The sequence below is a fragment of the Sphingosinicella rhizophila genome, from assembly GCF_032378825.1.
Taxonomy (GTDB): Bacteria; Pseudomonadota; Alphaproteobacteria; order Sphingomonadales; family Sphingomonadaceae; genus Allosphingosinicella; species Allosphingosinicella rhizophila.
On sequence record NZ_JAVUPU010000002.1, the window covers coordinates 552,559 to 565,177 of the forward strand.

Annotated in this window: 12 protein-coding genes; 3 read left to right on the plus strand and 9 right to left on the minus strand. The window is 63.8% G+C overall.

Annotation, left to right across the window (positions count from 1 at the left end; genetic code table 11):
* Positions 1-51: 51 nt before the first annotated feature.
* Positions 52-2,715, plus strand: coding sequence for a pyruvate, phosphate dikinase (ppdK, locus tag RQX22_RS05750; RefSeq protein WP_315724475.1), 2,664 nt, complete (start codon positions 52-54; stop codon positions 2,713-2,715).
* Between the two features lie 12 nt (positions 2,716-2,727).
* Here the strand turns inward: ppdK and RQX22_RS05755 are convergent, their stop codons facing one another.
* The 8 genes from RQX22_RS05755 to RQX22_RS05790 form a co-directional block, all read right to left on the minus strand.
* Positions 2,728-2,973, minus strand: a complete 246-nt coding sequence (locus tag RQX22_RS05755) for a hypothetical protein (RefSeq protein WP_315724477.1) — start codon at positions 2,971-2,973, stop codon at positions 2,728-2,730.
* Positions 2,974-3,073: 100 nt separating this feature from the next.
* Positions 3,074-4,066, minus strand: coding sequence for a type II secretion system F family protein (locus RQX22_RS05760; RefSeq protein ID WP_315724479.1), 993 nt, complete (start codon positions 4,064-4,066; stop codon positions 3,074-3,076).
* Between the two features lie 19 nt (positions 4,067-4,085).
* Positions 4,086-5,063, minus strand: coding sequence for a type II secretion system F family protein (locus RQX22_RS05765; protein WP_410001598.1), 978 nt, complete (start codon positions 5,061-5,063; stop codon positions 4,086-4,088).
* Positions 5,064-5,116: 53 nt separating this feature from the next.
* Complete coding sequence (locus tag RQX22_RS05770) at positions 5,117-6,400, minus strand: pilus assembly protein CpaE (protein ID WP_315724481.1); 1,284 nt, start codon at positions 6,398-6,400, stop codon at positions 5,117-5,119.
* On the minus strand, positions 6,400-7,041 hold the full coding sequence (locus RQX22_RS05775) for a CpaD family pilus assembly protein (RefSeq protein ID WP_315724483.1): 642 nt from the start codon (positions 7,039-7,041) through the stop codon (positions 6,400-6,402). Before RQX22_RS05775 ends, RQX22_RS05770 begins: the two co-directional genes overlap by 1 nt.
* 25 nt (positions 7,042-7,066) lie before the next feature.
* Positions 7,067-8,569: a type II and III secretion system protein family protein gene (locus RQX22_RS05780; protein ID WP_315724485.1), complete on the minus strand. Its 1,503-nt coding sequence runs from the start codon at positions 8,567-8,569 to the stop codon at positions 7,067-7,069.
* Position 8,570: 1 nt separating this feature from the next.
* A complete protein-coding gene (gene cpaB / locus RQX22_RS05785) occupies positions 8,571-9,590 on the minus strand; it encodes a Flp pilus assembly protein CpaB (RefSeq protein ID WP_315724487.1) in 1,020 nt (339 codons plus the stop codon).
* A 46-nt stretch (positions 9,591-9,636) separates the two neighbouring features.
* Positions 9,637-10,119 (minus strand): A24 family peptidase, encoded by a 483-nt coding sequence (locus tag RQX22_RS05790; RefSeq protein ID WP_315724488.1) that lies wholly within the window; start codon positions 10,117-10,119, stop codon positions 9,637-9,639.
* A gap of 36 nt (positions 10,120-10,155) precedes the next feature.
* On the opposite strand from RQX22_RS05790, the gene RQX22_RS05795 reads away from it, so the two are divergent.
* Positions 10,156-11,094: an alpha/beta hydrolase gene (locus RQX22_RS05795; protein WP_315724490.1), complete on the plus strand. Its 939-nt coding sequence runs from the start codon at positions 10,156-10,158 to the stop codon at positions 11,092-11,094.
* Entirely contained in the window at positions 11,091-12,191 is a 1,101-nt protein-coding gene (locus RQX22_RS05800; RefSeq protein ID WP_315724491.1) for an NAD(P)/FAD-dependent oxidoreductase, read from the plus strand. Before RQX22_RS05795 ends, RQX22_RS05800 begins: the two co-directional genes overlap by 4 nt.
* On the opposite strand, the gene rnhA is transcribed toward RQX22_RS05800, so the two are convergent.
* A complete protein-coding gene (gene rnhA / locus RQX22_RS05805; RefSeq protein ID WP_315724493.1) occupies positions 12,164-12,604 on the minus strand; it encodes a ribonuclease HI in 441 nt (146 codons plus the stop codon). The genes RQX22_RS05800 and rnhA overlap by 28 nt on opposite strands.
* Positions 12,605-12,619: the final 15 nt, after the last annotated feature.

A 12,619-nucleotide genomic window follows, 5' to 3' on the forward strand; every position in this document is an offset into this window, starting at 1 on the left:
GTCTGGCCGGCGCTGCGACAATTATGAACCTTGCAGGGAAGGGCCTGTTGAATGACCCGTCATGTATACCGTTTCGGCGAGGGCGTCTCGGATGGCGGGAAAGGCGACAAGGAAATATTGGGCGGCAAGGGTGCGAACCTTGCCGAAATGGCGGCGATCGGACTGCCGGTCCCGCCCGGCTTCACCATCGGGACGCCGATGTGCCTCCTTTACTATGAGGAGGGCGAGCACTTTCCCGATACGCTCCGCGCCGAGGTCGCCCAGGGTATTGCCCATATCGAGCTGAAAACGGGAAAGAAATTCGGTGATGTCGCCGATCCGTTGCTGGTCTCGGTCCGTTCGGGCGCGCGGGCGTCCATGCCCGGCATGATGGACACCGTGCTCAATCTCGGCCTCAACGACGAAACCGTTCGCGGCCTTGCCGAAGCGTCCGGGGACCCCCGTTTCGCATGGGACAGCTACCGCCGCTTCATTCAGATGTATTCGGACGTCGTCCTCGGCCTCGATCATGGCGCCTTCGAGGAAGCGTTGGAGATCGCCAAGGAAAATAAGGGTGTCCATCTGGACACCGATCTTGCAGCCGAAGACTGGCAGGCCTTGACCGCACGCTACATGGAACTGGTGGAAGAGCTGTGGGAAAAACCGTTTCCGCAGGACGTCCATGAACAGCTCTGGGGCGCGATCGGCGCCGTCTTCGGCAGCTGGCAGTCCGAGCGTGCCAAGATTTATCGCCGCCTGAACGGCATTCCGCACGACTGGGGAACCGCGGTCAATGTCCAGGCCATGGTGTTCGGCAATATGGGCGAAACCTCTGCCACCGGCGTCGCCTTCACGCGTGATCCTTCCACGGGCGAGCGTGCTTATTATGGCGAATATCTGATCAACGCGCAGGGCGAGGATGTCGTCGCCGGTATCCGCACCCCGCAATATCTGACCAAGAGCGCACGCGAGGTTGCCGGCGCCAAGGCCGTCTCGATGGAAGAATCGATGCCGGAGGTGTTCGCCGAGCTTTCCCGCGTCTTCGATCTGCTCGAGCGCCATTATCGCGACATGCAGGACATCGAGTTCACGGTGGAGCGGGGCAAGCTGTGGATGCTGCAGACGCGCAGCGGCAAGCGCACCGCCAAGGCGGCGCTCAGGATCGCGATCGACATGGCGGGCGAGGGCTTGATCTCGGAGCAGGAGGCCGTCCTCCGCGTCGATCCGGCGGCGCTGGATCAACTGCTCCACCCGACCTTGGACCCGGCCGCCGAGCGGCAGGTGATTGCCCGCGGCCTGCCCGCCTCTCCCGGCGCGGCGTCCGGCCGCGTGGTGTTCGATGCCGATACGGCCGAGAAGCGCTCGGGGCTTGGCGAGAAGGTCATCCTCGTGCGCATCGAGACGTCACCCGAGGATATTCACGGCATGCATGCGGCGCAGGGCATATTGACCGCCCGGGGCGGGATGACCAGCCATGCGGCGGTCGTTGCCCGCGGCATGGGAAGGCCTTGCGTCAGCGGCGCCGGATCGGTCTCGATCGACTATAAGGCGAAACAGATGCGCGTCGGCGGCTGCGAGATCGGCGAAGGCGACATGATCACCATCGATGGCTCGACCGGCGAAGTGATGCTGGGAGAGGTTCCGACCGTTCAGCCGGAGCTTGTCGGCGATTTCGGTACCTTGATGTCTTGGGCCGACCGCTCCCGCCGGCTGCGTGTCCGCACCAATGCCGAAACGCCGAACGATTGCCGCACCGCGCGGGAATTCGGCGCGGAAGGCATCGGCCTCTGCCGGACCGAGCATATGTTCTTCGACGCCGAGCGGATCACCAGCGTCCGCCAGATGATCCTTGCCGAGAACGAGGCGGGTCGCCGCGCCGCGCTTGCCAAATTGCTCCCCGAACAGCGTGACGATTTCGAGCAGATCTTCGCGATCATGGCCGGTCTTCCGGTCACGATCCGGCTGCTCGATCCGCCGCTGCACGAATTCCTGCCCCACAGCGAGGAGGAATTCGCCGATGTCGCCTCGGCGGCGGGCACGACTGTAGATCTGCTGAAGCGGCGTGTCGCCGAACTCCATGAATTCAATCCGATGCTTGGTCATCGCGGCTGCCGGCTCGGAATCACCTATCCTGAAATCTATGAGATGCAGGCGCGCGCCATTTTCGAGGCGGCGGTGAAGGTCGCGAAATCGGGCGGCGAGACCCCCATCCCGGAAGTGATGGTTCCGCTGGTCGCGACCAAGGCGGAACTCCAGATCATCCGGGCCCTGATCGACCGCACCGCGCGTTCGGTGTTCGAGGAGCAGGAGCTTTCGGTCGACTATCTGGTCGGAACGATGATCGAGTTGCCCCGCGCAGCCCTGATGGCGGGCGGCATCGCCGAGGAAGCCGCTTTCTTCAGCTTCGGCACCAACGACCTGACCCAGACCACGCTCGGCGTCAGCCGCGACGATGCCAGCCGTTTCCTCACCGTCTATGTCGAGAAAGGCATTTATGCGCGCGATCCCTTCGTCAGCATCGACGAGGAAGGAGTGGGCGAATTGATCAGCATCGCGACGGAGCGTGGGAGGGCCGTCAAGCCGGACCTCAAGCTCGGCATTTGCGGGGAACATGGCGGGGACCCGGTCTCGGTCGCATTCTGCGAGCGGATTGGCCTCGATTATGTCTCCGCATCGCCGTATCGGGTGCCGATCGCCCGCCTGGCGGCGGCTCAGGCGGCGCTCAGGCGCGGCTGACCTGGTCTTGCCCTAAAGCGGGCCGCGCTCCGAATCCGGACGGTGACCGGAGCGGGTCGCGGCATTGCGCAGGGAAGCGATCTCCTGCGCCTCGGCCTGCAGCCGGCGATTCTCTGCTTCAAGTTCTTCGCGCCGATGGACCTCGTCGCGATAGCGGCGTTTCCACTTTCCGCCCGCCATGAAGATCATGCCGAGCACGAGGCCCAGCAGGAACACAAGGGCGAGCACGATCCATTGGTCGATGGTGAATGCCGTCACGTTCGGGTCTCCGTGGCGAGATGCCACCGTAACAATCGGCGAACGGGCGGCTTGTTCCGCCTTCTCGCCATTGCTCTCGGGTGGGGCTCTCGATCCTCGATTATTTCAGCAACGCGTCGGATATCGAGCAGGAGGCCGGTCCGAGAATGACGATGAACAAGACCGGAAGGATGAACAGGATCAGCGGTACCGTCATGATCGCCGGCAGACGTGCCGCCTTCTCCTCGGCGCGCATCATGCGTTCATTGCGGAATTCGGCGGAGAGAACGCGGAGCGCGCTCGCCAATGGCGTGCCGTATTTTTCGGTCTGAATCATGGTCGTGACAACGCCGCGGACCGATTCGAGGTCGATGCGCATGGCGAGATTCTCGAAGGCGGAGCGCCGGTCGGTCAGAAAGCCGAGTTCGATCGAGGTCAGCGCGCATTCGTCGCCGAGCTCCGGATAGGCCTTGCCAAGCTCACGCGCGACGCGCCCGAAGGCGGCATCGACGGTCAGGCCGGCCTCGGCGCAGATCACCAGCAGGTCGAGCGCGTCGGGAAGCCCCTTGCGAATGGCATTGGTGCGCTTGTCGACGCGGTTCTTGAGCCATAAATCGGGCGCCTTGTAGCTCAAGATCAAGGTGCCGGCGACCAGGCCATATTTCTTGAGCATGCCCCAATGGGGAAACCAATCCAGCATGTAGACGCCGACGATCACGATCGAGCCGAACACGAGCGGCAGGACGAAGCGGGCGAAGATGACCACGAAGGCAAGGTCCTTCGACCGCATACCGGCCTGCATCAGCCGCCGCTGGGCCTTTTCGACCTGCTCGTCCTGCAGCATCTTGAGCGAGCTCAGGAAGGAGCGGACGCGGTCCGCAACTTCATTCTTGTTGGAGATGCTGCGGCGGCGCTTCGAGGTCGAGGCGACGATGCCGGCCTTCAGCTGTTCGCGACGCTCGTTGAGCGCACGGACTCTTTTGGCCATCGGATCGCGCACCGTGGTCGCCGCATAGATTGCGAGCAGCACGGCGAACGTCGCCACGGCGGCGAGGACGGTCGCCACCATGATGACATCGATTCCCATGATCGTCGGGCCGCTTGCAGGTTCCATGGTCTGAATGCCTATCCGCTTAAATTTCGAAATCGATCATCTTGGACATGATGAAGACGCCTATGCCCATCCAGACCAGGCCGCCGCCGCCGGCGATCATCAGCCGCTGATCGACGAAGAAATCCTGCATATATTTGCCGTTGATGAACCAGATGAGGATGAAGACGATGAAGGGCAGCGAGCCGACGATCCAGGCCGAAGCCTTGGATTCCGAGGACATCGCCTTGATCTTGAGCTTCATCGCGGCGCGCTTCCTCAACACGTCGGCAAGATTGGACAATGTCTCGGCCAGATTGCCGCCGGTCTCGCGCTGTATGGCGAGGGTGATGACGAAGAATTGCATCTCCGGAGTGCCCAGCCGATCGGCCGTGTCCTGAAGGGCGGATTCCATCGTGCGGCCGATCTTCATTTTGTCCGAAACGCTGCGGAATTCCTCGCTGACCGCGCCCGGCACCTCGTCCGCGACGATTCCCATGGTTTCGGAGATCGGCAGGCCGGAGCGAAGGCCCCGCACCATCAGTTCGATCGCATCCGGGAATTTCGAGGTGAATCTGGCGATGCGAAGCTTGATGAGCTTGCCGATGACGAAATGAGGAAGGCCGATGCCGACGAACATGCCGAGCAGGACCGCCAGGAAGACCGGCAGGCCCTGAAAGCTGAGCCCTCCGGCAACGAGCAGGCCGAGACCGGCGGAGCCCAACGCATATTGGGTCAGCGTGATCGGCTTGCCCGTCTGGTGAAGCCGTTTGGTCAAAAGGGCGGGATTGGGGATCAGGCTTTGCGCCCAGCCGTCCATCCTGGTCGCCTGGCGGGTCGCGAGGATTCGCTTCAGCTGCGCCTGCGCCGCAACCTCGCTCGACTTGCTATGGCGCTCCCTGACGTCGTCGAGACGACGAACCTGCGCCTTCGACACGGACGGGCCGGACAAGCCGAAATACAGCAAGGCGAGGGTGCCGAACAGTCCGGCCATCAGGGTCAGCAATTCAAAGCTTGGCACATCCTGTCCTTTACTTCCTCGAGACCAGCCTGAGGGCCGCCTTCACGAACCACTCACGCGGCGGCCTTTTCCTTCGGCTTCTTGGCGACGAGCGACTTCAGATTGAGCTTGCCGAGCAGAGAGGATCCGACCTCGTCGCCGTCCTGATCGCCTCCGCCATCTTCGACGGTGGCGATGCTCGCTCCCACCAGCTGGGCGAAGGGCTGGGAGATTTTCGAACTTCCTCCGACCTTGGCGATCGGCTGACCGAGTTTGGCCGCCTGGGCCGCCGCCTTCTGATCATAAGGGATGACGATGTCGACCTTGCGTTCGATCGACTGTTCGAAATCCTTCCGGCTGATCTCCAGCGACCCCGATGGAACACGATTGGCGACCACGATCACCCGGGCGTCCGGCGCATTGCTGCGCAGCCAGGAAAGAATGCGGATCGCATCGCGGGTAGCGGCAAGGGTGAATTCGACCACCAGCACCGCCACGTGAACGTCATGCACCAGATGCGGATATTGAACGAGCATCGACCGCGGCAGGTCCAGGATCGTAGCCTCGAACGCATTGCGGATTTCTTCCTCCAGCTGGAAGAAGGCAGTGCCGTCATTGATCAGCGGCTGGTTGATCGGCGCTTCGGCAGAAAGGACGCTGGGCTTTTCGTTCGCCCGCACCATGGCGCGTTCGATGAAGAGGCCGTCGATACGGCTCGGATTTTCGATCGCGTCCGTGAGGCCCCGGCCAGGCTCGAGATCCAGCGACAAGGCGCCGGTCCCAAAATGGATATCGAGGTCGAGCAAGGCCGTGGAGCGACCGGCTTTGTCGCCCATCAGCCAGGCAAGCGAAGCCGCGACGGTTGAGGCGCCGACACCGCCGCGAACGCCGATGACGGCGGCCATCAGATGCGCCCTCTCGGTCGACTGCTCGTTGAGACGGGGCCCGGAGATCGTCATCTGCGCATTGGCGAACGCGTCGCGCAGCTGATCCGCCGTGAACGGCTTGAGCAAATAATCCTGGATGCCACTGGCAACCAGGTCGCGGTATAGACGCACGTCGTTGACCTGGCCGGCGGCGATCACCACCGTCCCGGGCTCGCAGACTTCGGCCAATGCATTGATGTCGTTCAACGGGTCTCCGGACTCCGAGAGGTCGACGAACAGGATGTTGGGGCTTGCCGAGACGGAGAGGGACTGAACCGCATTGCGCAACCCTCCCTTGTTGACCTTCTCGGGTGCCCAGCCATGCTCGACGGCGATCGGCCGCAGCATTTCAGCCGTGGCTTCGTCACAGACGAAAGCCGTGAATGGATCGCGAAGCGCGGCTCCGCGCGAACCGTGAAAGGGCGCGTTCATTACTTTCCCCCTGTGCTTTCTGATTTGACGGCCCCGACGGTCGCTGGCTTGTCCCGATAGACCTTGACCGGCTTGGCAGCATCTTTGGGATCGGTTCCGCTGCCAGGTTTGCCGAGGACGAGATCCACGGGGTCGGCGATCATGGCAGCAAGATTGGAATTGGTGGCGCAGCCATAATTGGTCGAAGTGGGGGTCGGTCCGCTGCGCCAGCTGGTATCCCAATTGGGGCAGCCGGGAACGGTCGCGACGCTTCGTCCGACGATGACGCGAACGGAGCCGGGCTGGACCTGGCCGGACGTCGCGGGCGCGCTTTCGTCCAGGAACAAGCCGTAATCGCCCACCAGATTGGCGACATCGTCACGGCTGGGGGTGGGGCCGTAGGCCTCTTCCACCCAGACATGGTCGCCATAGCTGAGGCCGAGCGTTTCGAACCAGTCGGCGAGACGCGCCTGTTCGGATGTCGGAAGGCGTCCGCCCGGGGCCGAAAGATCGAGCACGTAATCGGTGCGCTGAACGACGGGCTGGTTGACCGAGTAAAGGCTCCGGTTCGACGCGGACGCGACATCTCCGCCGGACGGCGAGCATGCGGCGACGGTGCCGGAAAGAGCGAGAAGGGCTGCAATAGAGAGCGTGCGTGCCATGATTAGCTGTCCTTTCAGTCGCTCGTCAGAAGCTGAAGCCGGGATTGGCCGGCGCCTGCTGCTCGCGGCGCGCCGCCTGCTGCCGTGCCGTCGGAGCGGAGAGGGCCGCCGATGGGCCGACACCCGGAGCCGCCGCCTGCGGGCCGGCCATGGTGGGCTCGGGCCGCGGCGCATTGTTGCGGCCGACTTCGTCGCGATCGATCAGCATGCGTTGGGCGGTCGTCGGGAAGGCGAAGCCGTCGGTTGGCAGCGCAATGTCCCCGGCATTGACCGGCTTGACCAGATAAGGCGTGACGACAACCACCAGCTCGGTCTCGTTGCGCTGGAAGCTGTTCGATTTGAACAAGGCGCCCAGGATCGGAAGATTGCCGAGGAAGGGGGTCTTGGCCGTCGAATTGTTGCCGCTATTGCTGAGCAGGCCGCTGATCATGAAGCTCTGACCGGAGCCGAGTTCGACCGTTGTTTCCGTGCGTCTGGTCGTCAGCGCGGGAATGCGCGTGCCGTCGAGGATGACGGCGCCATTGCTGGAGATTTCCGAAACCTCCGGACGCACCCGCATCGAGATTCTGCCGCCTTCCAGGACGATCGGCGTGAAGGACAAGCTGACACCATATTGCTTGAACTCGACCGTGGTCGCGTTGAGACCCTGGGCAATCGGTATCGGAAACTCGCCGCCGGCCAGGAAGCTTGCCGTTTCGCCGGACACGGCAGTCAGCGTCGGTTCGGCGAGCGTCGTGACGAGGTTGTTCTGCTCCGCAAGGTCCAGGGCGCCGAGGACGTCGAGGCCGAAGAGACGGCCCAGGCCGCCGATCGTCGTTCCTTCTCCCGGCGTGATCGTGCCGCCGCCGCCAGGCAGGATATTGCCGGCGTCGCGACCTGTGAACAGGCCGAAGTTGAAGCCGCCGGTCTGGTCCAGGGTCTGGATGCTGGTGTTGATGTTGCGCGACAGTGTGCGGTTCACCTCGGCGATCTTCACCTTGAGCATGACCTGCAAGGGGGTCGCCGTCTTGATCCGGCTGATGACCTGGACGCCTTCGCCGACATAGGCCTGCACGATCCGCGCGGCTTCCTCGACGTCGACCGGTGCGGCGACGGTTCCCGTCAGCAGCACGGTGTTGTTCATCGGAAGGGCCTGGAGCCTCGCTTCCGGCATGGCCACCTGCAGCAATTCTTCGATCGAGGCGATGTTCGGGCCGACACGAACCGTGGCGGAATAGACCGTCCGCCCGGCACGATCGGTGGCGAAGACCGAGGTTTCGCCGGTGCCCTTGCCGAAGATGTAGATCTGGTTCGCGGATTTGACCTGCACATCGGCAATGTCACTGTTCGCGACGAACAGATCGGTGATCGGACGTTCCAGGCGGACCAACCGGCCGGTTCCCGCGGAAATCGGCACCGTGTTGGTCGGCTTCACCGCCTGGCTCTGGGCCAGTGCCGGTGCCGGAACGGTCCCCGCCATGCCAGTCGCGACGAACGCGGCGATTGCCGTGCCGAGCGAAAAGCGGCTTATCGTGTTCATCTTGGTCATCTTATTTGGCTCCCACCGGAACATCGGTGACGTTGTTGCCGCGCGCGACGCGGACGGTAGGACCAGTGGGCTTGAGCAACTGGCCTGTCGTGGTGACCGCGGAACCGCTCCCGGTGCCGGCGTCTGCGGCAGGCGCCTTCGGGGGAACGGTGCTACGCTGGAAGCGTGAGACGTCGGCGCCGACCGTATAGGTCGAATTGCCGTCGCTCGGCTTGTTGGCGATGGCGAGGAGCATGCGCTTCTCGGCCTTCGGATCTTCGCCCTCAGGCACATTCACCTCACCGGACGCGATGGCGCGTTCCAGCTCGGCCGTGGTATCGGCCAGCGGGCGCAGCGACAGGGAAAGCGATCCGAAGGTTTGCGCCACGGCGATCTTCTCCGCGATCCGCGGCGTCGCCTCGAACGTGACCATCGAGATATTCTGGGGCACCGGTTTTCCGCTCTCGTTCATCACATTGGTGCGGCGATCGGTCGCCAGCACGCGGATGTTGCGGATCACGGTCTCCGAAACCTTGAGCGGCGGACCGTCGCCACCGCCATTCACCTCCTGGGTCAGGACGATGTCGACGCGGTCGCCCGGAAAGACGAACCCGGCAACGCTGCCCGTATCGGACACGCTGACCGTGACGGCGCGCATGCCAGGCCCGAGCGCTGCGGCAAGAAAGCCGCGTTCGCCCGGCTGGATGAGCGATCCTTGGGTCACCGGCTGTCCGGCCGTGATCTCCGTGCGGACCACCGTGCCGATCAGCTCGACCGGATCCGTGGCGCCTTCGCCCTTGATGTAATATGCGGGCTGGACAAGGCCTTCCGGCCATGTCTGGAAGCGAAGCGCTTCCGCATCGATGAGGGTGCCGACCGGCAAGGAGCGGGTCGCGACCAGCACTTGCGGACCGGCCGGGACCATGGCTTTCGCCTCGGCCTTGGGGGCGGATGCGCCGCTAAACATGTTCTTGGCGGTGATCGCAGTCACCGCAGCAATGATTAGCGCGCCAACCAATAGCGCGATCTTTTTCACATCCATGACCTCAGTCGCCTCCTGCCCGCTTTCGAAAAGCTGGGTTCAATCTTCACGCAAATTGGTTAAGAATCCGTTCGCTAATCACCCAAAATCCGGCGAAGGCGATGGCGATGCCATAGGGGATCTCGAGCGGGTTCGCCGATTTCGCCAGCCGGTGCGAAATCATCATTACCAGAGTGAGCACACCGCCGGCGGCGGACATTATCAGCAGCAATTGCAGCATTTCCAGCGGGGGCAGCCAAAGGGCGAGGGCCGCCAGCATCTTGACGTCGCCGCCACCCATCAGGCCGGCCGCAAAGGCAAGCGAGAACAGGCCGAGCAAGGTTGCGCCGACGGCCAGCTGCAGCACGATATCGGGCCACAAGGAGAGACCGATGGACCACCAGAACGGGATGGCGAGAAGGGCGATGCTGCCGTTCAGCCAGTTGGGGATGATCCGGCTTTGCCAGTCGCGCGCGGCCGCCAGGGCGAGCGCCGCGGCCAATATGGCGATCAGGATCCAGGAAAAGCCCCCATGCATGGTCGCGACCACTAGACGGACTTGCTTTCAAAACCGTAACCAGCCGCGATGGAGCCGCAAATCCACCGCCGCAGCATTCTTCCGCCCGAAGTGTCATTTGCCGAATGGAAGGCGCCCGATGGCTGGGCGTATCGCCGCTTGGACTGGCTTCAGCCGGACCCGGCCCAGGCGCGCGGCAGCATCCTTTTCGCTGGCGGACGCGGTGACTTCATCGAGAAATATATCGAAATCTACCGTCATTGGTACGATCAGGGCTGGAATCTCACGGCCTTCGATTGGCGCGGACAGGGTGCCTCGCGCGGCAAGACGTCCGGCGGGCATCTCGACAGCCTCGATCCGCTGGTCGAGGACTTGGCGTCTTTGGTCGAGGATTGGCGAGCGCAGGTTTGTGGGCCCCATGTCGTAGTGGGTCATTCGATGGGCGGCCATATATTGCTGCGCTTGCTGGTCGAGCGCCGGCCGGAGCTGGCGGCCGCGATTCTGGTCGCGCCGATGCTGGGTCTCAACAGTGCGCCGCTGCCCGCTTGGCTGGCCCGCTGGCTCGCATTCTTCCTGACCCTCATCGGTGCCGGCAAGAGGCCTGCCTGGCGCACGCCTGACGTGCCGTCGGGGGCGGGCTCTAAGCGCCAGATCTATCTGACCGGCAGTCGGGATCGTTATCTGGAAGAGCTTTGGTGGTGGGGCCGCGAACCCGGCTACAATTTGGGAGCGCCCAGCTGGGGATGGCTCAATGCCGCATATCGTTCCTCGGCATCGCTCGGCCCGCGCGCACTCGCAAAGGTCGAAACGCCATTGCTGCTGCTCGGTACCGAGTGCGACCGGCTGGTCAGTGCCAAGGCGATCCGGCGGGCGGCATCTCTGATCCCGGGTGCCGAGCTGCTGATGTTCAAGGATTCCGGGCATGAGATCCTGCGGGAAGAGGATCGAATCCGCCTGCCGGCGCTCTCCCGGATCGACACCTTTCTGCAATCGCATGCGCCGCGATGAGCCGCCGCTTCGATTTCGCGGTCGTAGGCGCCGGGATGGCGGGAGCGAGCCTCGCCGCTGAATTGTCCTCCGGCGGTGCGACGGTCCTGCTCCTCGAAGCCGAGGATCAGCCCGGTTACCATGCCACCGGCCGCTCCGCGGCCTTCTGGTCTCCGAGCTATGGAGGCCCGCTGATCCAGCCGCTTACCATGGCTTCGGGGCCGTTTCTGGCCGATGGGTTTCTGCGGCCGAGGGGCGCCATCTATATCGCCCGTGCCGAAGGACATGAGGCTCTCGGCCGCCTCCGGGATCGATTTTCCGGGAGCGAGGCCCCGCTGGAGCCGGTCGATGCCGCCACCCTTCGCCGCATCGTGCCGGGCCTCAGGCCGGATTGGGACAGTGGGCTTTGGGAACGAAGCTGCGCCGATATCGACGTTGCTGCCCTCCATTCCTTCTATTTGAAGGCCGCTCGTGCCAACGGGACGTTGCTGGTTGCATCGGCTCCCCTGATGGCTGCCCGCAAGACTGCGAAGAATTGGTCGCTCGAAACCGGTGTCGGGCCGTTCGCCTGCGATGTGCTGATCAATGCAGCAGGCGCCTGGGCCGACCAGGTGGCCGGTCTGGCCGGAGCGGAACCGCTTGGCGTCACACCCTATCGGCGAACGATCGCGCAGCTCCGTGTCGATCCGCCCGCACCGCCCGATCTCCCGCTCGTGCTCGACGCGCTGGAGCGTTTCTATTTCAAGCCCGAAGCGGGCGGGCGGCTCTGGCTCAGTCCGCATGACGAGACGCCGAGCGATCCTTGCGACATCAGCCCCGACGAATATGACGTGGCGCTCGCCATTGACCGGCTGCAGCAGGCGGTCGACTGGCAGGTCGAGCGTGTCGAGCATCGCTGGGCCGGCCTTCGCAGCTTCGCTCCCGATCGACTGCCGATCTATGGTTTTCCGCCCGGCCGCAGGGATTTCTTCTGGTTCGCCGGGCAGGGAGGTTTCGGGATCCAGACTGCACCCGCCGCTTCCATGCTCGCCGCGTTCCTGCTCCTGGGCGGTGGTGCCGATCCTTCGATAGCCGCGATCGATCCGTCGCCTTATCTCGCGGAGCGGTTCAGGAACTGAAGCGCGGCGTCGCAGGCAAGCTTGTCGGCGCGGTCGTTTTCCGGATGACCGGCATGGCCTTTCACCCAATGCCATTCGATCTGGTGCGGCCTGGCCGCATCCAACAGCTCCTGCCACAGATCGGCATTCTTGACCGGCTTCCTGTCGGCCGTCCGCCAGCCATTCTTCTGCCAGCCGAATATCCATTTGGTGATACCGTCGCGCACATAGACGCTATCGGTCGTCAGCGCGACGCGGCACGGGCGCTTCAGTGCTTCCAGCGCCCTGATCGCCGCCAGCAACTCCATGCGGTTGTTCGTCGTCAGCGCCTCGCCGCCCGACAATTCCTTCTCGCGGCCGCCGGAGCGGATGACCGCACCCCAGCCGCCAGGCCCCGGATTGCCCTTGCAGGCTCCGTCGGTGAAAATCTCCACCTGCGTTAACTGACT

Excerpts from the sequence above, each read along its gene's own strand:
- RQX22_RS05800 (WP_315724491.1), top strand. The coding sequence starts at position 11,091 with ATGAGCCGCCGCTTCGATTTCGCGGTCGTAGGCGCCGGGATGGCGGGA.
- RQX22_RS05770 (WP_315724481.1), bottom strand. The coding sequence starts at position 6,400 with ATGAACGCGCCCTTTCACGGTTCGCGCGGAGCCGCGCTTCGCGATCCA.
- RQX22_RS05760 (WP_315724479.1), bottom strand. The coding sequence starts at position 4,066 with ATGGAACCTGCAAGCGGCCCGACGATCATGGGAATCGATGTCATCATG.
- RQX22_RS05795 (WP_315724490.1), top strand. The coding sequence starts at position 10,156 with ATGGAGCCGCAAATCCACCGCCGCAGCATTCTTCCGCCCGAAGTGTCA.
- RQX22_RS05780 (WP_315724485.1), bottom strand. The coding sequence starts at position 8,569 with ATGACCAAGATGAACACGATAAGCCGCTTTTCGCTCGGCACGGCAATC.
- cpaB (WP_315724487.1), bottom strand. The coding sequence starts at position 9,590 with ATGGATGTGAAAAAGATCGCGCTATTGGTTGGCGCGCTAATCATTGCT.
- ppdK (WP_315724475.1), top strand. The coding sequence starts at position 52 with ATGACCCGTCATGTATACCGTTTCGGCGAGGGCGTCTCGGATGGCGGG.
- RQX22_RS05775 (WP_315724483.1), bottom strand. The coding sequence starts at position 7,041 with ATGGCACGCACGCTCTCTATTGCAGCCCTTCTCGCTCTTTCCGGCACC.